Consider the following 24532-nt stretch of genomic DNA (forward strand, 5'->3'; position numbering starts at 1 on the left):
GCGATGCGCCGTTGAGCGGGCAAGGCAGCAGCCGGCCCGCGGAGAACACGATGAGTGAGATGACCCCGTCGCAGCGCTACGCCGCCGGCGTACAACGCGGCGACTGGCGCGCCGACCCCGCGCAGCAGGCGGCCCTGGCGGAACTGGACCGTATCCACGAGGCATTGGTGGACAGCGCGCAGGACGGCTGGCTGGATCGGCTGTCGGCGTTCTGGAAAAAGCCCGAGCCGGTCCGCGGCCTGTATTTCTGGGGTGGAGTGGGGCGCGGCAAGACCTTCCTGGTCGACCTGTTCTACGACGGGTTGCCGATCAAGCAGAAGTACCGCACGCACTTCCATCGCTTCATGCGCGGGGTGCACGAGCAACTGCGCGAGCACGCCGGGCAAAGCGATCCGCTGGCCAAGATCGCGCAGCAGTGGCGCGAGAATCTGCGCGTGCTGGTGCTGGACGAATTCTTCGTCACCGACATCGGCGATGCGATGTTGCTGGCGCGCCTGCTGGAACGCCTGTTCGCCGAAGGCGTGACCCTGGTGACCACCTCCAACACCGCGCCGGAAAACCTCTACGCCAACGGCCTGCAGCGCGACAGCTTCATGCCGGCGATCGGCCTGCTGCAGAAATTCTGCGTGGAACTCTATGCCGAAGGCACCGAGGATTACCGCATGCGCGCGCTGACGCGCTCACCGGTGTATCGCGCGCCCCTGGATGCGCAGGCCGACGCGTGGCTGACGCAGCGCTGGGGCGAGCTGAGCGGAAATTCCGAGCCGCGCAGCGGCAACATCGAAATCGAGGCGCGCAAGATTGCCGTGCGTGCGCGCGGCAAGAGCATCGCCTGGTTTGATTTTGCCGCGCTGTGCGAAGGCCCGCGTGGCCCGGGCGATTACATCGAGATCGCGCGCGAATTTACCACCGTGTTGCTGGGCGGCATCCCGCACTTCGATCGCATGAACGAGGACGCCGCACGTCGCTTCGTCAATCTGATCGACGAGCTGTACGACCGCCACGTCAACCTGGTCTGCACCGCGCAGGACGCCCCGCCCGCGTTGTATAGCGGCCAGCGCCTGGCCGGCGCCTTCGAGCGCACCGCCTCGCGCCTGATCGAGATGCAGAGCGCCGAGTATCTGGCGACCGCGCATCGGTCCTAGACATGCAGACGCGGCCCGGCCCCGGATTGCACAAGATCGTTGTGACCGATCAGGACGGCGGCCTGGGCCAGTTTGGCGGCGGTGCCTGGTTGCACGATGCAGCGCTCTGGCCAATGGATCCATCGACCGGCCGGCCGATGCTGCCCATCGTCATGCTCACCGGCTTGTTTCTACCTACGGCCTATCTGCCCGACGATAGGGTGCTGACGGTCTTCGCCTCGATCGAGCGGCCCGGCGGCGCGGATGGCCGGTCGTCGCTGCGTAGGCTCGCCGTCAACCAGCAAGGTGAGTTCGACAAGCTCGCGCAGGTCCACAGCAAGGTGCTGCTGCATCGACGTGCCGCGCAGGAGATGTGCGTCGGTGACAGTGCGCGGTTGCTCGGGCGTCATTTCATCGGGCTGCAGCCATTTGGCGACCACGACATGGCCGAAGAGCTGGAAGATGAAGACAGCGGCGCAGGAATGAGCAAACAACTCGGCCGACCATGCTGGTTGCAGGACCCGATCTATACGAGCCCGCGCTACTACTTTCTTGCCCAGTTTGTAGAGGCGGAATTGGGCCGGGTCGATTCCGGCTACGCCGGCCTGTTCGGTGACGGTACTGGTTATCTGTTTGCAGACCAGCGCGCCAGGAAGCTGGGCGACGGCGTTGCGGCGGGACATTTCTTCATCCAGTTCACCTGAGTCCTCGCGCCGTGCAGTCGCGCGCGGCCGTGATACAGCCACCAGTCCCGCAAAAGCGACAGATCAAGAAATCGCTTGCAATTAAATTGTGCGCTATGTAAATTGCAGCCATGGACACCGCCACAGCCACTGACGCCCGGACCAACGCGCTGCTGCAGCTCGACAACCAGCTGTGCTTTGCGCTGTATTCGGCCAACCTGGCGATGCACAAGCTCTACCGCGGGCTGCTGAAGACGCTGGACCTGACCTATCCGCAATATCTGGTGCTGCTGGTGCTGTGGGAAACCGACGGCCGCAGCGTGTCGGAGATCGGCGAGCGCCTGTACCTGGACTCGGCCACGCTGACCCCGCTGCTCAAGCGTCTGCAGGCTGCTGGACTGGTCACCCGCACGCGTGCTGCCAGCGACGAGCGCCAGGTGATCATTGCGCTGACCGATACCGGCCGCGCACTGCGCACCAAGGCCGGGGCGGTGCCGGAGCAGGTGTTGTGCGCCTCGGCGTGTTCGTTGGACGAATTGCGTCAACTCAAGCAGCAGCTGGAAACGCTGCGCTCAAACCTAGGCACGGGGTGAGCGGATTTTGCATCACCCACACTCTCTGCAACATGTCGTACACGATTTAATCGTCAACTATTCAGCTACATTACGCGCTGACAGCGCTCATTCTGGAGAACCACCATGGCCTCACCTGAAAAAGTCCTCTACACCGCCCACGCCACTGCCACCGGTGGCCGCGAAGGCCGCGCCGTGTCTTCCGACAAGGCGCTGGACGCCAAGCTGTCCACCCCGCGCGAGCTGGGCGGCGCCGGCGGCGACGGTACCAACCCGGAGCAGCTGTTCGCTGCCGGCTACGCAGCCTGCTTCATCGGCGCGATGAAGGCTGTCGCAGCGCAGGACAAGCTCAAGCTGCCGGGCGAAGTGAGCATCGACAGCAGCGTCGGCATCGGCCAGATTCCGGGCGGCTTCGGCATTGCCGTGGAACTGCGCATCGCAGTGCCGGGCATGGATCAAGCCGAACTGCAGACGTTGGTCGACAAGGCCCACCAGGTCTGCCCGTACTCCAACGCGACCCGCGGCAACATCGACGTCACCCTGACCCTGGCCTGATCCACGCCATCACCACGCGTAACACGTGGTGGAGTCATAAACGGCCCGGCGCCTGCGTCGGGCCGTTTTTTGTTGCAGCAGCAGGAGCGCTGCCCTGAAGAGCACAGGCAGCCGGCGTCGCGGTGTCAGCGCGACCTGGCATGGACGCAAGACACGCCAACGAGCCGATGCACCCGCGTCCAGGCGCGCATGCGCGCGCTGGCGATGGGCGTTACCGCGCGGCACACTGTTGCGATGACAGTGCCTGCTTCTGCGACCCCGATCGGACTTTGCTGCGCATGAGCGCAACGCGTCCCACCTTGTTGCTGCTCCCCGGTCTGCTCAACGATGCGCAGTTGTGGCAGGCACAGCGCGTGGCCCTGGCCGAGCTTGCCGACTGCGTGGTCGGCGACATCACCCAGGGCGAGAGCATGCGCACGCTGGCAACACAGCTGCTGGCGCAGATGCCGCCGCGGTTTGCACTGGCGGGATTTTCCTTGGGTGGCTACGTCGCGCAGGAAATCCTGCGTATCGCGCCGGAGCGCGTGGAGCGGCTGGCCTTGCTGGATACCTCTGCACGTGCCGATTCGCCCGAGCGTGCGGCGCAACGGCGCGCGCAGGAAGCGAGCGTGCGTGGCGCCAGTGCCTTCCACGGATTCGGCGAACGGCTGCTGCGGCACTACGTGCATCCCTCGCGCTGGCAGGACGAGGCCTTGCTGGAGCGGGTGCGTGGCATGACCCAGCGCCTGGGCGTGGAGGTGTTCCTGCGGCAGAACCGGCTGGAGCGGGAAGACGGCCGCGCGCTGCTGCGCGCCTATGCCGGCCCGCTGCTGGTGCTGTGCGGCCAGGACGATGCGATCACCCCGCCCGCATTGCACGAGGAAATGGCCGCACTCGCAGTGCAGGCGCGCTTGGTGCAAGTGCCTGCGTGCGGCCATCTGTCGCCGCTGGAACAGCCGCAGGCGGTGTCGGATGCACTTCGGCAATGGCTGCTCGCCTGATACGGCGACGACCGAGCCGACCCAGCCAGGCCTGCCGCCGTGCGATCCCATGCGATCGCACGGCGGCGAGATGGCATCAACCAGTGCGCGATGAGGGGCTCTGAACCAATAGTCTTGGAAAGGTGATCAGTGCGCCGTCGGCTGCTACGCAATGCCTGCATTCATGCATGCAAGGTGTCGTACGCAGTCGCGGCAGCCATCCGGCCGAAGCGACTCGTTGAACTGCCGTAACGCGTGCAAGTTCGCCTGCGCTGCATCGGCGCCGTCACCGCGCGGCCGTCGCCACAACGCTGTTGGATACCGGCACATCGGCGTCGTCTTTCTGCTGATGCGTGTGGAGTTCCAGCATCTGCAGCCGCTGCCCCTGGAAGCGATATTCCAGTGCCTGCTGCACCCCATACAGCGCCTGCGCCTGCGTGCACAGCGTCTGTGCCTGTGCTTCCAGCGCCTGGCTGCGTGCCTGCATCTGCTGCTCCATGCGCGCATCCAGCTGCTCGCCGCGTCGCTCCAGCTGCGCAGCGCGTCCGGTCATCACCGTCCACATCACGCTGCGGGTCAGGCTGCCGGCCAGGTCGTCGGCAGCGCGTTCGACACTGGCTTCGAAACGTTCGTCGAACAGTGCCTGCTCCCAGCGCCCACGCCCCAGCGTGGCATCGACCTGCGCGAGTGCGGTGCCGCGCAGCCGCTCCACCTTGCGCTCCTGGCGCGTGCTGTCGGTCAGCATCTGCACCACACCGGCCAGTGCGTCGAAGCTGATGTCGACCACCGAGCGGGCAATGGTGGTCACGGCCGGCATCAGTGCGCGGGCACCCTGCTCAAGTTCGCGCAGGCGCTGCGCGTCGGCAGCGCTGACCGCTTGCGGTTGGCGATCGATATTGAGTTCGCCACCGTGGAAGAAAATCTCGCGCGGCACGCCTTGCTTGCGACGCAGCCAGATGCCACCGCTGTCGGCCAGCACGTCGTAGGAGGTGCTGACGTCACATTGCTGTGCGGACACCTGCGGCCTGGCGGTTGCAGCCTGTGCGCTACAGGCCGCCAGCAGCAGGAGCGGGGCCAGGACGGTGCGGATGCGCATGGCGGATGCCCGGGAGTGGTGATGCCGCAGCATGGCGCGCAGCTGCACGCCTGCCATGGGCAGGAAGTCAGGGTGCCGTAGCGGTGTCTTGGCCTCGACGGTGCAAAGCGTGAACCGGGTCGAGCATCGTTGCGCCGACATCTTGCAAACGTTTGGCTCACTTGATTCTCACGGTGTATGGTGTGAATTATGTTGCACAGCAGCATCGGAGCTCAGCAATGCTCGACTCACGCATCGAAAAGGTTGATCTGGCACTCACCGAGATTGCCAAGGACCCATCGGAGAAGGTGGCGCTGTGGCAGTGGGCGTGCCGCGAGATGCTGCACGAGACGCTGATCGGCATGCACCAGCTCTCGCACCTGGCGGGTATTTCCCAGCAGGTTGCCAACGACTGGCGCGCGCCGGTGGATGTGATCGCACCCGAGAAGCCCTACCTGGCCGCCTCCGCGCTGGCCGACCGCCGTCTGCCGCAGGTGCTCGATGGCCTGGGCAATACGCACGACGACAACGACCGCGCCACGCTGTGGCGGCTGCGCTATGCCAGCCTGATCGCCGCCACCCTGCAGGGCATGCAGGCACTGGCCGACAAGCACCGCATCGACCGCCAGGCGATGGCACTGTGACAGTGCGCTGACAGCGCTGCGCGGCCGCAAGCGCTGCGCCGGCTTCCGAACGGTCGCTTCACGTCAGCATGCTTGCTTCAATGCCGGACGGCGGCCTCTTCCAGATGCCGCCAGGCATGCCGCACGATCCAGCGCGCCTGGTCCCAGGGCACCGACAGCAGCGGTTGATAGTGGTAATAGCCGTCCTGCAGCACGCGATACAGCTGCGCCTCGGTCGCGCGCGGATAGGCCAGATAGATGTCGTAGCCGAGCGTGAGTAGCCGGGCGTAATCGGCGAAGGCGTAGCCACCCAGATGGCCTTCGGCGTGGACACCGCGCCAGTAGGCGATCTCGGTGTCGAGATCGACGCTGCGGCGGGTCAAGACGGATGCGCTGTGCATGTGTAGGACTCCGTTGCCGAGACTACCCCCCTGTTTCCGGCACCGTAGCAGCGCCTGCCGCGTGCAACCAGCACGCGACGACGAGCGGTCATCGCGGTGGTTGCGCCACGGGCCGGACAGTGCCGACCCGTGGCAGCCGGGACCTCAATCCCAGTCGGGTGCGATGGCCTTCGGGTTGGCCAGCCGCTGCCCGCGGTCCAGTGCGGCAATCTCGGCCATGTCCTGCTCGCTCAGCCGCAGCGTCTGCGCCTTGAGATTGCTCTCCAGATTGTCGCGCTTGGTCGAGGACGGAATCACCGAATACCCCTGCTGCAGTGCCCAGGCCAGGGTGACCTGCGCCGGGGTGGCGTCGTGGCGTGCGGCGATCGCCTGGATCACCGGGTCCTTCAGCACCTCGCCCACCGCCAGCGTCATGTACGAGGTGACATGGATGCCTTGCTCGCGCAGGAACGCGATCAGGCTGCGGTTCTGCAGGTACGGATGCACTTCGATCTGATTGGTGGCGATGGCCTCGGCGCCCAGGATTTCGATGGCCTGCTTGATCAGCGCGATGGTGAAGTTGGAGACGCCGATCGCACGGGTCAGGCCCTGTTGCCGGGCCTCGTTCAAGGCTTCCAGGTAGTCGCGCATCGGCACCTGATCCTTGGGCGAAGGCCAGTGGATCAGGGTCAGGTCGACGTGGTCGGTGCCCAGTTTGCGCAGGCTTTCCTGCAGGCTGGGCAGCAAGGCGCTGCGGTCGAACTTGTCGACCCAGATCTTGGTGGTCAGATACAGCTGATCGCGCGGCAGGCCGGATGCAGCGATGGCCTGGCCGACCTGTTCTTCGTTGTCATAGATCTGCGCGGTATCGACGGCGCGGTAGCCCAACTCCAGTGCATTGCGCACCGAGTCGATGACGACCTGGTCCTTGAGACGGAAGGTGCCGAGGCCGAATGCGGGGACTGTCATTGTGTTCCTTTGGTGATCGGGAATGGGGAATCGTGCATCGCAAAAGCTGATGTCGTGCGGGGTGCTGTGAGCCATTAATCCAGTGCGACGACGGCCTTGCCGAAGTTCTCGCCGCGCAGCAGGCTGATCAGGCCCTGCGGGGCGCTGTCCAGGCCGTGCAGGACGTGTTCGCGGTACTGGATCTGGCCATCGCGCAGCCACTGGCCCATCTCGCGCAGGAAGGCGGGCATCAGGCGGATGAAATCGTGCTGGATGAAGCCGCGTACGGTCAGCCGCTTGCGCAGCACCTGGCCCATGAACTCCGGCAGGCGATCCGGCCCCGGCAAGGCCTGGCCACGGCTGTTGTAGGTTGCGATCACGCCGCACACCGGGATGCGCGCGAAGTCGTTCAATTGCGGCAATACCGCGTCGAAGACCTTGCCGCCGACGTTCTCGAAATAGATGTCGATCCCGTCCGGAGTGGCCGCGCGCAGCTGCTCGGCAAAGTCGTCGGCGCGATGGTCCAGCGCCACATCCACGCGCAGCACCTCGCGCAGATACCGCACCTTTTCCTCGCCACCGGCAATGGCCACCACACGCAATCCCTGCAGACGCGCCAGCTGGGCCACGGTGGCGCCGACCGGCCCGCTGGCTGCCGCCACCACCAGGGTTTCGCCGGCCTGCGGCTTGCCGATTTCGTGCAGGCCGGCGTAGGCGGTGAAGCCGGGCATGCCGTACACGCCGAGCGCGGTGCTCAGCGGCAGGGCATCGTCCTTGGGCAGCTTGCGCAACGGCGCGGCGGGCGTGAGCAGGCTATGGCTCTGCCAACCGCCGGGCAGTACCAGCAGGTCGCCGGGCTGATAGCCGGCATGGTGCGACTCGAGCACTTCGCCGACGGTGCCGCCTTCCATCACCGCGTCGATCTCGACCGGTGCGGCGTAGGACGGGCCTTCGTCCATGCGTCCGCGCATGTACGGGTCCAGCGACAGGAAGCGGTTGCGTACCAGGATCTGGTCGTGCCCGGTGGGCGGCAGGGCGACATCCTCAATGCGGAAGTTGTCGGCGCTCGGCTCGCCGTGCGGGCGTGAGGCCAGCACGATGCGGCGATTGGTGATCGATGTCATGGGGGATTCCTTGCGGAAAGGGCCGCGCATACGCGACCGGGGGAGCGCAGCCGCGATGGCGGCTGCGCGCGGAACGACGCGCGTGGTCGACTGCGTACGTGATGCAAGCCGATGCGTCAGGCCGCGTCGGCCGGCTCGGGGGCGCTTGCGGCATCGAGCTGTGCAATCTGATCGGCGCTCAGCGACAGCTGCGCGGCGGCCAGCACATCGTGCAACTGGGTCACGCTGGTGGCGCTGACGATCGGTGCGGTCAGGCCGGGGCGTGCGATCAACCAGGCCAGTGCGATCTGTGACGGCGTGGCGCGGTGGGTGGCCGCCAGATCGTCCAGCGCCTGCAGGATGCGCAGGCCGCGCGGATTGACGTATTGCTTGACCACTGACGCACCGCGCGCGCTGCTCTTGCTGGCGTCGTTGGCGCTGCGGTACTTGCCGGTCAAAAAGCCGCTGGCCAGCGAGTAGTAGCTGATCACGCCGAGCTCGCGTTCGCGGACCAGCGGCTCCAGCTCGGCCTCATAGCCGGCGCGGTCGTAGAGGTTGTATTCCGGTTGCAGGCTTTCGTAGCGCGGCAGCTTGTACTGCTCGGAGATATCCAGGGCATCGCGCAGGCGTGCGGCGCTGTAGTTGGACGCGCCGATCGCGCGCACCTTGCCCTGTTCGATCAAGCGGCCGAACGCGGCCAGCGTGGCTTCCAGCGGAATCGACTCGTCGTCTTCGTGCGCCTGGTACAGATCGATCACATCGGTCTGCAGGCGGGTGAGCGAATCTTCCACCGCGGCGGCGATGTTCTCCGGCGACAGGCCTGGATGCTCGCTCCATTTGGCCACCTTGGTGGCGATAAGCACCTTGTCGCGCTTGCCGCTGCGTGCAAGCCAGCGCCCGATGATGGTTTCCGACTCGCCACCGCGATTGCCCGGCACCCAGCCGGAGTAGGCATCGGCGGTGTCGATCAGGTTGAAGCCGGCATCGACGAAGGCATCGAGCAACGCGAACGAGGTCGCCTCGTCGGCGCTCCAACCAAACACATTGCCACCGAACACGATCGGTTGAACCTGCAGGCCGGAGCGGCCTAGCGCGCGGGAGTGGGTCATCACGGTTGCTCCTGATTCGAACTGCCGACAGGATAGTCATGCGTGCCGATGTTGCGTGTGACACCTGCGTGGATTCAGCGTTCCGCAGATCGCCCTCATCGACTCACGTCGTCTGAACATGTGGCCTGCAGCGCCTGGTGCGGCGCGTCATGCGGCGCACGGATCCGTGCACATGGCAGGCTTCGGGCCGCATGCTAGGCTCGCGCTACTTTTTCCCGCAAAGGGCGCTGCGATGATCCGCAACAAGCTGGTGTGTGCATGTGTGGTGGGGATGGCAGTGGCGATGAGCGCGCCACTGGCAATGGCAATCAAACCAGCCGATAGCGCCAGCTTGCCGGCGCCCGATGCGGCGCTGCAAAAAGCCATCGACGGCAACTGGCGCGATCGCGTCTACGTGCAGCGCGATGTCTATCGTCATCCCGGCCAGACGCTGGCGTTCTTCGGCATCAAGCCGACCCAGACCGTCATCGAAATCACGCCGGGCGGCGGCTGGTATTCGGAAATCCTGGCGCCGTACCTGCGCGACAAGGGCAAGTATGTTGCTGCGGTGGTCGACCCGGCGGCGGTGCCGGAGGGGCGCGGCCGCGATTCGGCACAGCGTGGGCGCGACGAGCTGGAGAAGAAGTTTGCCGCCAAGCCGGAGGTGTACGGCAAGCCGTCGTTCGTTTCCTATGTGCCCAAGACGCCGTCGTTCGGCGTGGACAACTCGGCCGATCTGGTGCTGACCTTCCGCAACGTGCACAACTGGCGCATGGCCGGCAATGCCGAGGCGATGTTTGCCGGCTTCTACAAGGTGCTCAAGCCCGGCGGCGTGCTCGGCGTGGTCGAGCACCGTGCCAAGGCCGACGTGCCGGCCGACGACAAGAGCGGCTATGTCGGCCAGGCGCAGTTGATCGCGATGGCCGAAGCGGCCGGGTTCAAGCTCGTCGGCAAGAGCGAGGTCAATGCCAACCCGCGCGACACCAAGGACTATGCCGGTGGCGTGTGGACCCTGCCGCCGAGCAACAATCACGACAAGGCCGACGATGCCAAGTACAAGGCGATCGGCGAGAGCGACCGCATGACCTTGAAGTTCGTCAAGCAGTGAGATGCGGCCTGCATGCCGACGCATTGCGCGTCGGCATGCAGGTCCTGCACTGCCCGCGACGGTGCGTCGATGCTGGCATGGCGCGCGTCATGCGATGACTGCGCAATCGGCTGCACGACCGTAAGGACGGCGCGGACAGCGCAACGATGGCCAGTTAGACCAACGCTGCGCTGGTTTGCATGCGGCAGGCCATTGATGCAGAACCGCCCCGCGTAGCGATGCCGACGGCGTCAGCGTGCAACGCGGTTGCGGGCAGCAGCGCACCGCCTGCCGCCGGTAGCGCGACCTCTTCAACCCGGTGCATGACCCACGCGCCACGCGCGTGGCCTGCAACGACCTTGCGCAACAGGATTGGCATGTTGGTGTTGTTGAACAAACCCTATGGCGTGCTGTCGCAATTCAGCGACCGCTCGCAGCCGCCCAAGCGCACGCTGGCCGAATTTGGCCTGCCGGCCGACGTCTATGCAGCCGGTCGCCTGGATCACGACAGCGAAGGCCTTTTGCTGCTGACCGACGATGGTGCACTGGCGCATCGCTTGACCGACCCGCGCCACAAGCAACCCAAGACCTATTGGGTGCAGGTGGAAGGCGACCCGGAGCCTGCGCAACTGCAGGCCTTGCGCAATGGCGTGCTGCTCAACGACGGCCCGACCCGCCCGGCCGAAGTGCGCAGGCTCGATCCGGCACCGCAGCTGTGGCCGCGCGATCCGCCGGTGCGCGTGCGCAAGACCGTGCCCGATGCCTGGCTGGAGCTGCAGATCACCGAAGGCCGTAATCGGCAAGTGCGGCGCATGACTGCCTCGGTGGGCCTTCCGACCTTGCGTCTGATCCGCGTGGCGATCGGCGACTGGACACTGGATGCGCTGGTGCCGGGTCAGTGGCGCATCGAACACACGCATGGCGCGCGCCCTGGCAGGACGCGACGCGGAGCCTGATGCATCCGGTACAGCGGTTGCTGCACCGCACGCGGCGCTGAGTTCGATGCATTTTGGACGGTGTTGCTTACCGCGCCGCCCATGCAGCATTACCAGCAGGATTGGTAACGCGAGCACAGATGCAACGGTTGCGTGCCTGCGTGGCCGATCCACCTTGCGATGCGGCAATACGGCGCGGATCGGGACAGGCGCGGTAATGACAAGGGCGCGACTAGGGGCAATCAACGCGATCACACGCGATCGTTAATCGCTATGGACCTGCACATGTAGTGCCGCATTCTTCGACCACGCGAGTGGGCATCGATGACTAGCCGTTTCATTGTGGAACCGATCCACAAACAAAAACGCCACGGCGCAGGGCCGTGGCGTCATGTTTGTGCCTGGAACGACGGCTTATTCGATGCCGTCGCTCGGGGTCACCGCACCGCGACGCTGGTAGGCGGCGCGACGCGCGCTGGCGTTGCTAGCGTGTTCGCGGTCCAGACGGTGGACGTTGCCGCCGAGCACCTGCTGGTCACGCTGGCGCTTGCGATACACGGCATAGCCGATCAGGCCCAAGCCGGCGACCGCAGCGGCAACAGTGACGGCCGGGTTGCGCTTGACCACTTTGCTGACGACCTTGCCGCCGGTGCGCACAGCACCCAGGGCAGCACCGGTCTTCAGCCATTCGCTGGCGCCCGGACCGAAATGACGCAGGCTGCTGCCTGCATGACGGGCCTGATCGCCGGCATTGGAGGCGGCGTGACGCAGGTGGTCGCCAGCATTGCCAGCCAGTTCCAGGGCACGCTCCAGGGCGCGTTCGGTGATCACAGTCAGCTTGCTCATTGGAGGCGTTTCCTTTCTGAGTACGTGGGCCGCAGTGTGTGGGCTGCTGCGTATAGACGGTGTTAGCGGTGCTAGGGCTTGTTTGGGTTGCGGTTAAGTAATGATGCGGGGCGATGCTGTGATCGGCGTTTACCTGGATCCGGTATCTACCTGGATGTGGCAGAAGCCTGACCTGGCCGGTGTCGACGCTGACGTCGCTTCTCCCGCCGGGAGTAAGGTGCCCGAAGGGTGGATGAGGGAACGGGCGAAGCCACGTGCACTTGAGCAGCGCGAGGGCTTCGCCCCCGTACCTCACCCCAACTCCTGCCCCGAGAGGAGAGGGGCTCACATCAGGTGCCGCGCGGCTTTGCCCGATGGGTTGCCGTTGCGGTCCATGGATCTTCCGGCCACGGATGTCTGGGATACCGCCCCTTCATCTCCTTTCTGACATCCGGGTACGTGGTGACCCAGAAGCTCTTCAAATCCTGCGTCACCTGCAACGGGCGTCCGCCGGGCGAGAGCAGATGCAGGGTCAGCGGGATGCGGCCGTCGGCGATGCGCGGGGTTTCGGCCAGGCCAAACAATTCCTGCAGCTTGACCGCCAGCACCGGCGGCAACGGCTGCTCGGCGTGGTCGAGGGCGTAGACGATCTGCCGCTCCATGCCCGAGGGCACGCTGATGCGGTTGGGCGCGTGGCGGTCGATCAACTGGCGGCGGTCCCACGGCAGGGCGGCCTTGAGTGCTTCGCCCAGATTGGCCTCGTCCAGCGCATCCAGGCGGGTCTTGCCGGCGAAGGCCGGGCGCAGCCAGGTGTCCAGTGTCTCCAGCAACGCGGTGTCGGACAGGTCGGGCAGCGCAAGCTCGGGCATCCAGGCACGCAACGACTGCAGGCGGGCCCGCCATTGGCGCAGGCCGTCGGTCCACGGCAAGGCATCCAGGCCGAGCTGCCGCACCGCCTCGGTCAGGGCACCGGCGGCTTGCGCCGGATCGACGCGGCCGGCCGGGCGGCTGTCGAGCACGATGCGGTCGAAGCTGGATTGCCGACGCGCGACCAGGGCGCGCTTGTCCGCGTCCCACTGCACCAGATCCTGCTGCACGAAACGCTCGGGCACGCTGCGGCGCAGATAGCCTTCGTCCACCGGCGCGGCACGCAGCAGCAACGCGTCCTTGGCTTCGTAACGCAACTCGCTGGCAACCAGCCAGGGTTCGCCGCGCAGGTCGCTGTGGTCGAACAGGCGCGCGCTGCGGCCGTTGGCCAGCAGGTAGCGCAACGGGTCGTTGGGATGGCGTGCGGCAATGCGGTCGGGGAAGGCGTGCGAGAGCAGGTCGCCGAGCGCGTGCGCCTCCACGCTGGCCGGCGGAGCGCTGTCGCAGCGCAGCCGCCGTCGCCATTGTTTGGCGGCGCTGTCGATCGCGGCCAGGCCGCCGCGGTTGGCATCGTGCGCGCTGCGGCCTTGGCGGAATGCGGCCAGTGCGCGCCAGCGCGCAGCCAGTCCATCGCCGCCCTGACGCAGTGGGTCGCGCGCTTCCAGCAAGGCGGCCAGGTCGCAAGCCAGCGCCACACGTGTCGCGTCGCCAGCCTGCGCCAGCATCGCGGCCAGGCGCGGATGGGTGCCCAGCGCGAGCATGCGCCGGCCCAGCGCGGTGATGCCGCCGCTGCCGGTGAGCGCGCCCAGCCGCTGCAGCAATTCGTGCGCGGCGGCCAGCGCACCGGCCGGCGGGGCATCGACGAAGCGCAGCGCGGCGCTGCCCCAGGCGGCCAGTTCCAGCGCCAGGCCGGCCAGTTCCACCTGGGTGATCTCCGCGCGCCGCTGCGGTTCCAGCCGTTGCGATTGCGGCCACAACCGGTACGCCCAGCCGCTGGCCACACGCCCGGCACGGCCGGCGCGCTGGTCGGCCGAAGCCTGCGCGATGGTGGTGATGTCCAGGCGCGAAAAGCCGCTGTTGGGATCGTAATGCGGCTCGCGCGCCAGCCCGCTGTCGATGACCACGCGCACGCCGGGCAGGGTCACCGAGGACTCGGCGACGTTGGTCGCCAGCACCACGCGGCGGCGGCCGGACGGGTCGGGTTGCAGCACCTGGCTTTGCGCTTCGACCGCCAGCTCGCCATGCAGCGGCAGCACCTGCACCGCCGGGTCGAGCACGTCCTGCAGCGCGCTGTGCACGCGTGCGATCTCGCGCTGGCCGGGCAGGAACACCAGCACATCGCCTGGGTGGGTGGACAAGGCGTGTTCCACCGCGCGCCGGGTCTGCGGCTCCAGCGCTTCGTCGCGGCGCGCGGGAAAGTGCGCAATCTCCACCGGGAAACTGCGCCCGGCGCTGCTCAGGCGCGGCGCGTCGAGAAAGCCGGCCAGGCGCTCGCCATCCAGCGTGGCCGACATCGCCACGATGCGCAGGTCCTCACGCACCTGCGCCTGCACATCCAGCGCCAGCGCCAGGCCAAGGTCGCCGGCGAGATGGCGCTCGTGGAATTCGTCGAACAGCAGCGCGCCGATGTGTTCCAGCATCGGGTCGTCCTGGATCAGCCGGGTCAGGATGCCTTCGGTGACGACCTCGATGCGGGTGCGCGCGGAGGTCTTGTTCTCGAAGCGGATGCGGTAGCCCACCGTTTCGCCGACCGGCTCGCCCAACTGGCGCGCCATGAACACGGCGGCGCTGCGGGCGGCCACGCGCCGCGGTTCCAGCATCACGATCTTGCGGCCGGCCAGCCACGGTGCGTCCAGCAAGGCCAGCGGTACCTGGGTGGTCTTGCCGGCGCCGGGTGGGGCTTCCAGCACCAGCCGCGGATGGGCGGCCAGGCTGTCGCACAGCTGCGGCAGCAGGGGGGAGATCGGAAAGGCAGGCTCGGTCATGCGCGGGAAGGATACGGGCACGTCACAGATGGCGCGACGGTCGGGCCGTCGGGTGAAGCCTGTCGGGGAATCCGGAAGTGCTATTACCTTTTGGGCATTCAAGGCTGACTTTGGCGCCGGCGCTGCTTCAGGCCGGCAGCGTGCCTGTCGATAACCGCTGTACTCCCCGATTTGGACGCCCCATGTCTGCTGTCACCCCGAAATTCGTCAGCCTGCAAAGCAAGCTGCTCGGCGCGCTCGCGCTGGGTCTGTCGGTCATCCTGCTGTGTGCGCTGGGCGGTCTGGGCACGGCGTGGCTGAGCCTGTCCGGCAAGGTGCCGCCGGAGGTGGCGCAGGCTTCCAGCAGCGAAGAGATCACCCGTGATTTCCGCCTGCAGGTGCAGGAGTGGAAGAACGTGCTGATCCGCGGGCGCGATCCGGCGCTGCTGGACAAGCACCTCAGCGCCTTCCGCGAGCAGGGCAGGAAGGTGCAGGCCAGCACCGAGGCGCTGGCCAAGGCAACCCAGGACCCGCAGGCGCGCACGCTGGCACAGGACTTTGCCAAGGCGCATCTGGGTCTGCAGCGCAATTACGAAGCGGCGCTGGGCAAGTTTGCCGAGGCCGGCTACGACACCCAGGTGGGCGACCAGCTGGTCAAGGGCCAGGACCGCGCGCCCAGCCACACCCTCGAAGAATTGGTGAAGCGCAGCAAGACCCTGGCCGATGCGGCGGTGCTGGCCAGTTCGCAATCGGCGCAGCACAAGCTGGTGCTGTCGGCGGTGGCCACGATCGCCGCGGCGCTGTGCCTGGTGGCAGTGCTGGGCTGGTGGATCCGTCGCTCGATCGTGCGCCCGATCGAAAACGTCGCACGTGCGGCACGCCAGGTGGCGGCCGGCGATCTGTCGGCGCGTGCAGCGGTCAGCACGCGCGATGAAATCGGTCTGCTCGGCCAGGCCATGGGCCAGGTGGTCAACACGCTCACCGACGTCTCCACCGCGCAGGCCGACATGGCGCAGCGCCACGAAGCCGGGCAGATGAGTTACCGCATGGATGCGCAGGCCTTCCCGGGCGCGTACGGCCGCATGGTCGACGACACCAATGGCTTGATCGGCGCGCAGGTCGGTCTGATCGGCGACATGCTGCAGGTGATGCAGCATTACGCGGTCGGCGACATGTCGGTGGACATGCCGCGCCTGCCGGGCGAGAAAGCGCAGATCACCGAGGCGATGGACACCACCAAGCGCAACCTGGCGGCGATCAATGGCGAAATCCGTGGCCTGGTCGACGCGGCTGCGGCCGGCGACTTCGCCACGCGCGGCAATGCCGAGGCCTACCAGTTCGAATTCCGCGCCATGGTCAACGGCGTCAACGGCCTGATGCAGAACGTGGACCAGAATCTGGCCGAGCTGTCGCAGCTGCTCAAGGCGATCGCCGATGGCGACCTGACCGCGCGCATGCACGGCAATCAGCAAGGCGTGTTCGCACGCATGCGCGACGATGCCAATGCCACCGTGCAGCGCCTGACCGATATCGTCGGCGACATCACCGTGGCCGCGCAGACCATTCGCACCGCCTCGGCAGAGATTGCCGCCGGCAACAACGACCTGGCGCAGCGCACCGAACAGCAGGCTGCCAACCTGGAAGAAACCGCCGCTTCGATGGAAGAGCTCACCTCCACCGTGCGCCAGAACGCCGACACCGCGCAGCAGGCCAGCCGCGGCGCGCAGGCGGCCGCGGAGATCGCCGGCCGTGGCGGCGAGATGGTGGCCAGCGTGGTCGACACCATGGGCGAGATCGAGGTGTCGTCCAAGAAGATTGCCGAGATCATCAGCGTCATCGACGGCATCGCGTTTCAGACCAACATCCTGGCGCTGAACGCGGCAGTGGAAGCGGCGCGTGCCGGCGAACAGGGCCGCGGCTTTGCCGTGGTCGCCTCGGAAGTGCGCGCGCTGGCGCAGCGTTCGGCAGGCGCGGCCAAGGAGGTCAAACACCTGATCGACGCCTCGGTGGACAGCGTGGAGCGCGGCAGCGCGCGCGTGGATCAGGCCGGGCAGACGATGCAGCAGATCGTGCAGTCGGTGCAGCAGGTGACCACGCTGATTGCGGAGATTTCCGCCGCATCGCGCGAACAATCCTCCGGCATCGAGCAGGTCGCCCGCACCGTCAACGATATGGACGAGACCACCCAGCGCAATGCCGCACTGGTGGAAGAAGCCTCTGCAGCAGCCCGTGCGATGGAAGAGCAAGCAGTGGAACTGAGCGAAGCGGTATCGGTGTTCCGTCTGGATGCACGCCGGCCGCGCTTGGCGGCTGCGGCTTGATTGCGTAAGGCGTTGTAGCGGCCCAGGTGCAGCTGCTTGAATCAAAAGCCCGGTGCGTCGAGGGCGCGGTGCCCTCGCCACCTGCGGGACACGCAGTGCATCCGTCCGTGGAGGCTCCTTGGCGGCCTCCATGCCGCCAAGGGTCCCGCAAGCGGCGGGGACGCCGCACCGAGCGTTGGTCGATGGTCGCGTGAAAACCTGGTTTTGCTTTGGGGTGCCGAGAAGTTTGAGATCGCTTCGTTCAAGGCTTGCCTGTTGCTCGAATTCGATTGAGGGGCTAACTGGACTCCCACAATCCGAACAACGCACATCGTGCATTGCTTGCACCAAGCACACCGACCATCTCGCTTGGTCCTTGCCCGTCCACCGTCGCGGGACCTTACGCGGCATGGATGCCGCGTAAGAGCCTACATGGACGTACTTGCGGCGTGTCCTGCGATGGTGGGCGGGCAAGGACCCTGCAACCAAGCCGCAGATCGACCGCTCCAGATCCACCACTCCACGATCGCTTTATCCGCACCATCCAGTCACTTCGAGACACACGAAAACTGCGCTAAAAACCTGCGAATTCAAGTCGCAGCGTCGTCGGACGACCAAGCCAGGCCAAACCAGTCCGACCTCAGTATCCGGTCATCAACCCGCTTCGCGCATCCGCGCGGTCAGGCCCTTGAGGAAGGCGCGCAGCAACTGGTCGCCGCAGGGGCGAAAATTCTTGTGGCCGGGCTGGCGGAACAGCGCGGACAGTTCCGGCTTGGACAGCGGGAAGCCGGCGCTGGCGAAGATGGCGTGCATGTCCACGTCTTTCAGCTCGAAGGCCACGCGCAGTTTCTTCAGCACCAGGTTGTTGCCGACGCGGGTTTCCAGCGGGCGCACTGGCTGGCTCTCGTCGCGGCCGCGGAAACGCAGCACCAGGCCATCGAGGAAGCGCGCCAGCATTGCGTCGGTGCAGGGCTCGAAACCGGGCTCGTCTTCCTTCTTCAGCCAGGCCTGTACCTGCGGCTTGTCGAGCGCGAACTCCGGGTCGGCCAGGTGGGTGATCTCCACCACCTTGTCGTCGCTGAAGTCGAGCATGTAGCGGATGCTGCGCAGTACATCGTTGTGGATCATGACAATTCCGGGGCCCCGGCCTGTCGCCGGAAAGGCGCCATTCTACGGGGCCGACGCGGAACGCGGCGTGTGCCCCGCCGATCCATTGCCGAACCGGCGGCCGCTTAGCTGCCGCGATAGGTGGAATACCCGTAGGGCGAGAGCAGCAGCGGCACGTGGTAATGGCCGTCGTCGGCAATGCCGAACGCGATCGGCACCTGATCCAGGAAGGGCGGGTCGGGCAGTGCGGTGCCGGCCGCACGCCAATAGCCGGCCACCTCGAATTCCAGCCGGTAGCGGCCGGGTTGCAGCGTGAGTGCGGCCAGTTCGGGGCAGCGCCCGTCCTGGTTGGTGACCCCGTCGAAATGCAACGTGGCGCCGGCGAACAGGCGCAAGGCGATGCCTGCGGCGGGGCGGCCCGTGGCCGTATCCAGCACGTGGGTGGACAGCGTGCTCATGCCACCGCCTGGGTCGGTTGCGGCCATTGGCCGACGAACTCGGGCTGGTCGTAAGCCAGGTAGCTGTCGACGATGGCCTGGCGGTCGTCCAGGAACAGCTGGTCGGCCACCGCGCGGGCCAGCCGCGGCAGCGCGACCTTGAGCCCGGACAGCGCCGCCGCCGACGGGCCGTGGTTGATCAGCGCCGAATAATTGAAGGCGAACAAGCCGTGCAGCAGTGCGGCATCGTCGGGCGTGCGCGGCAGCAGTTCGAAGCCCGGCCCCAGGTAAGGATGCGCATCCAGCACCGGATTGGCCTGGCCCGGCGGCGGCTGGTAGCGGTCGCCCCAGCAGGCGATGCGCCCGGACAGCGCGGCCAGTTCCGGGCGTAGTTGCGGGTCGGTGACCAGGCCGGTGGCAACGGCCAGAAAATCGAAGCGGTGCTCGCCCTGCGGCGTGCGCACCACCACCTCGCCATCGCGCTCGGCCACCTCCAGCCATGGCGCGCCCAGGTGCAGTGCGAAGCCGGCATGCGCGCAGGCACGCTGGAAGGTGTCGTTGGTCGGCGGCTGGTTGTGCGCGAAGAAGCTGGCCATCATCCGGTACTTATCCGCATCCGGCAGCGTCAGAAAGCGCGGGATGATGCCGGCCTGTTCCATGTGGCGGAATGGATTGATGCGCGGCAATGCGCTGCGGCGCACGAATACCTCGGCACTGGCGACGCCTTGATCCAGCGCGAAACAGGCGTTGTCGAACGCGGAGGCGCCGCCGCCCAGGATGCCCACGCGCTTGCCGGCCAGCGCGGCGAAGTCGATGTGGCCGGAGGTATGCGCATAGCGCTGTGCGGGCAGGGCGCGGCTGATCCAGTCCGGCACCATCCACTGGCCGCCGCCCTGGATGCCGGTGGCCAGGATCAGCTTGCGCGTCAGCAGCGGCGCGCCCATCGCCAGATGCAGGCGATGGATGCCCGGCGCTACGTCCGGTTCCACCCGCGCCAGCCGCGTGGCATTGCGCACCGGCAGGCGCAGCACCGCGCGGTACCAGCGCAGGTAGTCCATCCAGCTGCCGCGCGGAATCTTGTCCAGCGCGTCCCAGCCGGCGCCGCCGTGTTGTGCTTCCCACCAGGCGCGGAAGGTCAGCGACGGCACGCCCAGGTCGATCGAGGTGATCTGCTTGGGCGTGCGCAAGGTCTGCATGCGCGCGTAGGTCACCCACGGGCCTTCCTGCCCGGCCGGGTTCTCATCGATGACCAGCAGGTTGTGCACGCGCTCGCGCTGCAGCGCGAATGCCGCGCCCAGGCCACTCTGGCCGGCGCCGACGATGACCACGTCATACACGTGCCCTGCCGGATGCACGCGCGGCTGCACCCAGGCATCGCCGCCATGGGCCAGGCGTTGCAGGTCGTGGTGGAGCTCGCGTTCGAGTTGGGCCAGGCTCATGGCAGTGCCTCCAGGCGCAGTTGCACGATCTTGCCGATCTCGGCGAGGGCGGTGGACAGTTCTTCGCTGCGCGAGGCATCCAGCCGGCGTTCCAGCGCAGCCAGGATGCCGGCCTTGTCGTGCAGCCGCACGCAGATCACGAACGGAAATCCGAAGCGATGGCGATAGGCCTGATTGAGCGCGTGGAAGCGCTTGAATTCGGCTTCGCTGAGCCGGTCCAATCCGGCCGAGGCCTGTTCGGCGGCCGACGCGGCGGTGAGGGTGCGGTCGATCGCCGCCTTGCCGGCCAGCTCCGGATGCGCGCGGATCAACGCAACCTGGTCTTCCTGCGACGCGTCGAACACCACCTGCATCAGCCCGCGGTACACATCGGCGAACGGGCGCCGCCGCGCAGCGCGTTCGACCACCCACGGCGAATGCTCGAACAGCTCGCGGTAGCGCGCCACGAAGGCGGCATCGTCGAGCACGCTGTCGTCGATCACGCTCATGCATGCGTCCCCTGCAGCGAGACATGCGCGGCCACCACTTTCCAGCCGTCGGCAAAACGCACCCAGCTCTGGCTCTGGCGGCCGCGCGCGCTGCTGCCTTCGCGGATGAATTCTGCGTGCGTGGTGGCGAAGTCGTGGCCGAAGCCATGCACCTGCACATGCACAAGCCGGCGTTGCGGCGAGCCGCCGCGGCCGATGCGGAAGGCGCGGATTGCCTCGATGCCGTACAGCACTTCGCCCACGCCGTAGCGCACCGTGCTGGATGCCGGGTGGAACAGCGCATCCATTGCGGCGATGTCGTCGTCCATCAGGGCCTGTTCGTAGGCATGGAAGGCGGCGGTCACTTGCGCGATCACCTCGGGCAGATCGATGTCGGCGGTGTCGATGCTCATGCCGGATGGACCTGCAGCCAATGCCGCGCAATATCGATGCGGCGCGCAATCCAGGCATCGCCGCTGGCCAGCACGTGATCGACGAAACGTGCCAGGGCCGCCGCGCGCGCCGGCTTGCCGACGATGCGCCCATGCAGGCCGACCGACAGCATGCGCCCGCCTTCGCTGCGCAGTTGCTCGAAGCCATCGCGCAGATAGCGGAAGAACGGCTCGCCGTCGGCAAAGCCGTTGTAGGCGACGAATTTCATGTCGTTGGCGTCCAGCGTGTACGGCACAATCAACTGCGCACGGCTATGCCGGTGGTCGTAGTACGGCACATCGTCGGCATAGCTGTCGGCGTCGTAGACAAAGCCGCCTTCCTCGGCGACCAGCCGCGCGGTGTTGGGGCTGGTGCGGCCCTGGTACCAGCCTAGCGGGCGGCTGCCGGTGGCGCGGGTGTGCACGGCGATGGCTTCGGCGATATGCGCACGCTCGGTGGCTTCATCCACATGCTGGTAATCGATCCAGCGCAGGCCGTGGCTGGCAATCTCCCAGTCGGCGGCCTGCATCGCGGCGACCGCTTCGGGATTGGAGGCCAATGCCTGCGCCACGCCGAATACGGTCACCGGCACATTGCGCGCAGTGAACAACCGATGCAGCCGCCAGAAGCCGGCACGGCTGCCGTATTCGTACAGGCTCTCCATCGCCATGGCACGCGCACCGGGCTGCGCTTGCGTGCCGACCATTTCCGACAGGAAGGCTTCCGAGCCGGCATCGCCGTTGAGCACGCAGTTTTCCGCGCCCTCTTCGTAATTGATGACGAACTGCACCGCGATGCGCGCGCCACCGGGCCACTGCGGTGCAGGCGGTGTGGCGCCATAGCCGACCAGGTCGCGCGCTGTGTTCATGCCTGCGGCTCCGCGTGCCAGGCCGCCAGTGCGGCTTCCACCGCCAGCCCTTGTGTGCAGGCGTAGCCTTCGGCGCGCAGCACCGCTTCCAGGGCGGCCAGGGTGATCAGCACCTTGTGCTTCATCGCGTTGTAGCCCATCGCGCCAATGCGCCAGATCCTGCCCTGCAACGGCCCGAACGCGGTGCCGATCTCGATCTCGAAATCCTCGCGCATGCGCCGGCGCACCGCATCGCTGTCGATGCCGTGCGGAATCACCACGCCGGTGACGTTGGTCATGCGGTGCGCATCGTCGCCGAACACCTCCAGCCCCAGCGCGCGGATGCCGGCACTCACCGCACGCCCGGCGGCGGCGTGGCGGGCGAAGCGGGCGTCCAGGCCTTCCTGCAGCGCCACGCGTGCGCATTCGCGCGCGCCGTACAACATGGTGGTGGCTTCGGTGTGGTGGTTGAGGCGCTTGTCCGACCAGTAATCCATGATCATCGCCAGATCGAAATAATTCGAGGCGATGCGCGGCCCGCTGCCGTTGACGATGTCCTCGCGCACGATGCCGCGCTCGACATGGCGACGCGCGAAGATCGCCTCGGCCGCCGCGTCGGAGACGGTGATCGGCGCCGAGCCGGACGGCCCGCCCAGGCATTTCTGCAGGCCGCCGGTGACCACGTCCACGTCCCAGCGGTCGCTGGCGATGGGCATGCCGCCGATGGTGGCAGTGGCATCGACGTAACTCAGCGCGCCGGCCGCGCGGCACAGCGCGCCGAGGCCATCCAGCGGCTGGGCCATGGTGGTGGAGGTGTCGCCATGCACGGTAGCGACCAACTTGGGTGCCACGCGCTCGATCGCCTCGGCGATTGAAGCAAGCGGCACCACCTCGCCCCAGGGCGCATCCACGGTGTGCACGTCGGCACCGAGCCGGCCCAGGATCTCGGTGAGCAGCAGGCCGAAGCGGCCGAAGTTGATCACCAGCACGCGGTCGCCCGGGCTGACCAGCGACACCAGCGCCGCCTCGATGCCGGCGCGCGCGGTGCCGTCGACCAGAAACGTCCAGCGATTCTCGGTGCCGAACAGCGGCCGGTACAGCGCCATCACCTCGTTCATGTAGGTGGTCATTTCCGGATCGAACTGGCCGAGTAGATCGGCGGCCATCGCGCGCAGCACGCGCGGATGCGCATTGACCGGGCCCGGGCCCATCAACAGCCGTTGCGGGGGATCGAGCTCGCCGAAGGTGTGCAGGTGACGCAGATCAGGTGACAAGGGGATCTCCCAGGTGTTCGATGAAGTGGCGCATGACTGCCAGTGCGAGTTCGGCATCGGCCGGGGCCACGTGTTCGTCCGGATGATGGCTGATGCCGCCGGCGCAGCGCACGAACAGCATCGCGGTGGGGCAGAGCGCGGCCATCACCATCGCATCGTGGCCGGCGCCGGACACCAACTGGCGCGGCACGATGCCTTGTGCGGCGACTGCGTGTTGCAGACGGGTCATCAGTGCCGGTGCGCAGGGGCTGGCGGCCAGCGTCTGCAACGGGTCGATGGCGATGGCGATGTTGCGGGTTTTGCTGATACGGGCCAGTGCGCGTTCGATCTCCAGCACTGCCGCATCGCGCGTTGCATCGTCGCCAGCGCGCACGTCCAGCGTGCAGTCCACCCGGCCGGGCACCACGTTGGTGGCACCGGGTGCGACCTGCAGCTTGCCGACCGTGGCGACCAGGTCGTCGCTGCCGGCGCGTGCAATCCCTTCGATCGCCAGCAAGGCCTCGGCAGCGGCGCTCAATGCATCGCGACGCAAGGCCATGGTGGTGGTGCCGGCGTGGCCGGCGCGGCCGTCGAAGCGCAGGGCAAAGCGCCGCTGCGCGGCGATCGCGGTGACGATGCCGACCGGCAGGCCTTCGGCTTCCAGCACCGGGCCTTGTTCGATATGGGTTTCCAGATAGGCCAGCATGCTGCCGGGCGCGCGTGCGGCTTGCTGTATGTGCGCGATGTCCAGATCCCAGTCGGCCAGCGCGCTGGCCACGTCGGTGCCGGCCGCGTCGGTGACCGCCAGCGTGGCGGGGTCGAGCGTGCCGGCGACTGCGCGGCTGCAGAACATCGAGGCAGGAAAGCGCGACCCTTCCTCGTCGCCGAAAGCGATCACCTCGACCGCGAACGGCAGGCGCCGGCCCTGGGCATGCAGCGCGGCGACGCATTCGATGCCGAGCAGGATGCCGAGTGGGCCGTCATAGCGCCCGGCATCGCGCACGCTGTCCAGATGGCTGCCGATCAGCAGCGCCGGTGCGTCGGCATGCGCGCCTTCGTAACGCCCGATCAGGTTGGCCGCTGCGTCCAGACGCACCTGCATGCCGGCCTGGCGCATCCATTCGCCCACTTGCGCGACGGCGGCGCGATGCGCCGGGCTGAGCCAGGCGCGGAACAGCCCGCCGGGTGTGTCGCTGTAGGGCGGCAGGCCCAATGCGTCGCAGCGGTCGACCGCGCGTGCGCCCGAGCTGTGGACGGGTGAGCTGCGTTGCGCGCTCAGCACGGGGTGCCGTGCAGGAGTGTTGTTTTAACGCAGCTGCCAGGACCGCGATGCGACAGGGACTGATGCATGGAGCCTCCGCAGGCGGTGTGGAAAGGGGGGCGGGTATCGCCAACGTTGGTCGCCTCGCAGCAATGGCATCAGGTGCTTGCGCGGCCGGCGGCGGCCGTCGAATCGACTATA

General features: G+C 67.1%; 24 protein-coding genes. 9 read left to right on the forward strand and 15 right to left on the reverse strand.

All coding sequences use genetic code 11. From position 1 onward, the window contains the following. Nucleotides 1-50 precede the first annotated feature (50 nt). From zapE to ABQY74_RS01565, 5 genes are all read left to right on the forward strand, one after another. Nucleotides 51-1145: a cell division protein ZapE gene (gene zapE / locus ABQY74_RS01545; protein ID WP_104554604.1), complete on the forward strand. Its 1095-nt coding sequence runs from the start codon at nt 51-53 to the stop codon at nt 1143-1145. Between the two features lie 2 nt (nt 1146-1147). Then, nucleotides 1148-1828, forward strand: coding sequence for a hypothetical protein (locus ABQY74_RS01550; protein WP_238150258.1), 681 nt, complete (start codon nt 1148-1150; stop codon nt 1826-1828). Nucleotides 1829-1938: 110 nt separating this feature from the next. Further along, on the forward strand, nt 1939-2400 hold the full coding sequence (locus tag ABQY74_RS01555; RefSeq protein WP_039517589.1) for a MarR family winged helix-turn-helix transcriptional regulator: 462 nt from the start codon (nt 1939-1941) through the stop codon (nt 2398-2400). 105 nt (nt 2401-2505) lie between these two features. Beyond that, nucleotides 2506-2934, forward strand: a complete 429-nt coding sequence (locus tag ABQY74_RS01560; RefSeq protein WP_016903614.1) for an organic hydroperoxide resistance protein — start codon at nt 2506-2508, stop codon at nt 2932-2934. A gap of 278 nt (nt 2935-3212) precedes the next feature. Beyond that, nucleotides 3213-3914, forward strand: a complete 702-nt coding sequence (locus ABQY74_RS01565) for an alpha/beta fold hydrolase (RefSeq protein WP_047127840.1) — start codon at nt 3213-3215, stop codon at nt 3912-3914. Between the two features lie 265 nt (nt 3915-4179). Here the strand turns inward: ABQY74_RS01565 and ABQY74_RS01570 are convergent, their stop codons facing one another. Beyond that, nucleotides 4180-4989: a DUF2884 family protein gene (locus ABQY74_RS01570; RefSeq protein WP_372470012.1), complete on the reverse strand. Its 810-nt coding sequence runs from the start codon at nt 4987-4989 to the stop codon at nt 4180-4182. Between the two features lie 218 nt (nt 4990-5207). Between ABQY74_RS01570 and ABQY74_RS01575 the strand changes: the two genes are divergently transcribed. Beyond that, a complete protein-coding gene (locus tag ABQY74_RS01575) occupies nt 5208-5612 on the forward strand; it encodes a hypothetical protein (protein ID WP_039517583.1) in 405 nt (134 codons plus the stop codon). A 77-nt stretch (nt 5613-5689) separates the two neighbouring features. Here the strand turns inward: ABQY74_RS01575 and ABQY74_RS01580 are convergent, their stop codons facing one another. From ABQY74_RS01580 to ABQY74_RS01595, 4 genes are all read right to left on the reverse strand, one after another. After that, on the reverse strand, nt 5690-5992 hold the full coding sequence (locus ABQY74_RS01580) for a hypothetical protein (protein WP_024938997.1): 303 nt from the start codon (nt 5990-5992) through the stop codon (nt 5690-5692). Nucleotides 5993-6136: 144 nt separating this feature from the next. Next, a complete protein-coding gene (gene dkgB / locus ABQY74_RS01585; RefSeq protein WP_024938996.1) occupies nt 6137-6940 on the reverse strand; it encodes a 2,5-didehydrogluconate reductase DkgB in 804 nt (267 codons plus the stop codon). Nucleotides 6941-7014: 74 nt separating this feature from the next. Then, complete coding sequence (locus tag ABQY74_RS01590; RefSeq protein WP_016903608.1) at nt 7015-8043, reverse strand: NADP-dependent oxidoreductase; 1029 nt, start codon at nt 8041-8043, stop codon at nt 7015-7017. 116 nt (nt 8044-8159) lie between these two features. Next, nucleotides 8160-9131 carry an aldo/keto reductase gene (locus tag ABQY74_RS01595; RefSeq protein WP_104554601.1) on the reverse strand — a complete coding sequence of 324 codons (972 nt, stop codon included), beginning with the start codon at nt 9129-9131 and terminating at the stop codon, nt 8160-8162. A gap of 232 nt (nt 9132-9363) precedes the next feature. Here ABQY74_RS01595 and ABQY74_RS01600 point away from each other — a divergent pair, with 232 nt between their 5' ends. Together ABQY74_RS01600 and ABQY74_RS01605 are read left to right on the forward strand one after the other, a co-directional pair. Beyond that, nucleotides 9364-10218 (forward strand): class I SAM-dependent methyltransferase, encoded by an 855-nt coding sequence (locus ABQY74_RS01600; RefSeq protein ID WP_104554600.1) that lies wholly within the window; start codon nt 9364-9366, stop codon nt 10216-10218. A 356-nt stretch (nt 10219-10574) separates the two neighbouring features. Then, nucleotides 10575-11153: a pseudouridine synthase gene (locus ABQY74_RS01605; protein WP_104554598.1), complete on the forward strand. Its 579-nt coding sequence runs from the start codon at nt 10575-10577 to the stop codon at nt 11151-11153. A 393-nt stretch (nt 11154-11546) separates the two neighbouring features. On the opposite strand, the gene ABQY74_RS01610 is transcribed toward ABQY74_RS01605, so the two are convergent. Then, complete coding sequence (locus tag ABQY74_RS01610; RefSeq protein ID WP_016903604.1) at nt 11547-11978, reverse strand: hypothetical protein; 432 nt, start codon at nt 11976-11978, stop codon at nt 11547-11549. 329 nt (nt 11979-12307) lie between these two features. Next, the gene (hrpB, locus tag ABQY74_RS01615) at nt 12308-14809 is read right to left on the reverse strand and encodes an ATP-dependent helicase HrpB (RefSeq protein WP_167704960.1); all 2502 of its coding nucleotides are present in this window, start codon (nt 14807-14809) and stop codon (nt 12308-12310) included. Nucleotides 14810-14991: 182 nt separating this feature from the next. Here hrpB and ABQY74_RS01620 point away from each other — a divergent pair, with 182 nt between their 5' ends. Beyond that, the gene (locus ABQY74_RS01620) at nt 14992-17109 is read left to right on the forward strand and encodes a methyl-accepting chemotaxis protein (RefSeq protein WP_164741658.1); all 2118 of its coding nucleotides are present in this window, start codon (nt 14992-14994) and stop codon (nt 17107-17109) included. A 633-nt stretch (nt 17110-17742) separates the two neighbouring features. On the opposite strand, the gene ABQY74_RS01625 is transcribed toward ABQY74_RS01620, so the two are convergent. The 8 genes from ABQY74_RS01625 to ABQY74_RS01660 form a co-directional block, all read right to left on the reverse strand. Continuing rightward, nucleotides 17743-18216, reverse strand: a complete 474-nt coding sequence (locus tag ABQY74_RS01625) for a DUF1456 family protein (protein WP_104554596.1) — start codon at nt 18214-18216, stop codon at nt 17743-17745. Nucleotides 18217-18320: 104 nt separating this feature from the next. Continuing rightward, on the reverse strand, nt 18321-18680 hold the full coding sequence (uraH, locus tag ABQY74_RS01630) for a hydroxyisourate hydrolase (RefSeq protein WP_080716158.1): 360 nt from the start codon (nt 18678-18680) through the stop codon (nt 18321-18323). Beyond that, nucleotides 18650-20071: an FAD-dependent urate hydroxylase HpyO gene (gene hpyO, locus ABQY74_RS01635; RefSeq protein ID WP_065033119.1), complete on the reverse strand. Its 1422-nt coding sequence runs from the start codon at nt 20069-20071 to the stop codon at nt 18650-18652. The genes uraH and hpyO overlap by 31 nt, the downstream gene beginning before the upstream one ends. Further along, nucleotides 20068-20559, reverse strand: coding sequence for a 2-oxo-4-hydroxy-4-carboxy-5-ureidoimidazoline decarboxylase (uraD, locus tag ABQY74_RS01640; protein WP_016901424.1), 492 nt, complete (start codon nt 20557-20559; stop codon nt 20068-20070). Before uraD ends, hpyO begins: the two co-directional genes overlap by 4 nt. Next, complete coding sequence (hpxZ, locus tag ABQY74_RS01645; protein WP_104554594.1) at nt 20556-20951, reverse strand: oxalurate catabolism protein HpxZ; 396 nt, start codon at nt 20949-20951, stop codon at nt 20556-20558. The genes uraD and hpxZ overlap by 4 nt, the downstream gene beginning before the upstream one ends. Continuing rightward, a complete protein-coding gene (gene puuE, locus ABQY74_RS01650) occupies nt 20948-21838 on the reverse strand; it encodes an allantoinase PuuE (RefSeq protein ID WP_104554593.1) in 891 nt (296 codons plus the stop codon). The genes hpxZ and puuE overlap by 4 nt, the downstream gene beginning before the upstream one ends. Beyond that, nucleotides 21835-23091: an alanine--glyoxylate aminotransferase family protein gene (locus tag ABQY74_RS01655; protein ID WP_104554592.1), complete on the reverse strand. Its 1257-nt coding sequence runs from the start codon at nt 23089-23091 to the stop codon at nt 21835-21837. Before ABQY74_RS01655 ends, puuE begins: the two co-directional genes overlap by 4 nt. Then, nucleotides 23081-24352 (reverse strand): allantoate amidohydrolase, encoded by a 1272-nt coding sequence (locus tag ABQY74_RS01660; RefSeq protein WP_349793076.1) that lies wholly within the window; start codon nt 24350-24352, stop codon nt 23081-23083. Before ABQY74_RS01660 ends, ABQY74_RS01655 begins: the two co-directional genes overlap by 11 nt. Nucleotides 24353-24532 lie beyond the last annotated feature (180 nt).

Source organism: Xanthomonas sp. WHRI 7064, from assembly GCF_040202355.2.
GTDB classification, from domain to species: Bacteria; Pseudomonadota; Gammaproteobacteria; order Xanthomonadales; family Xanthomonadaceae; genus Xanthomonas; species Xanthomonas arboricola.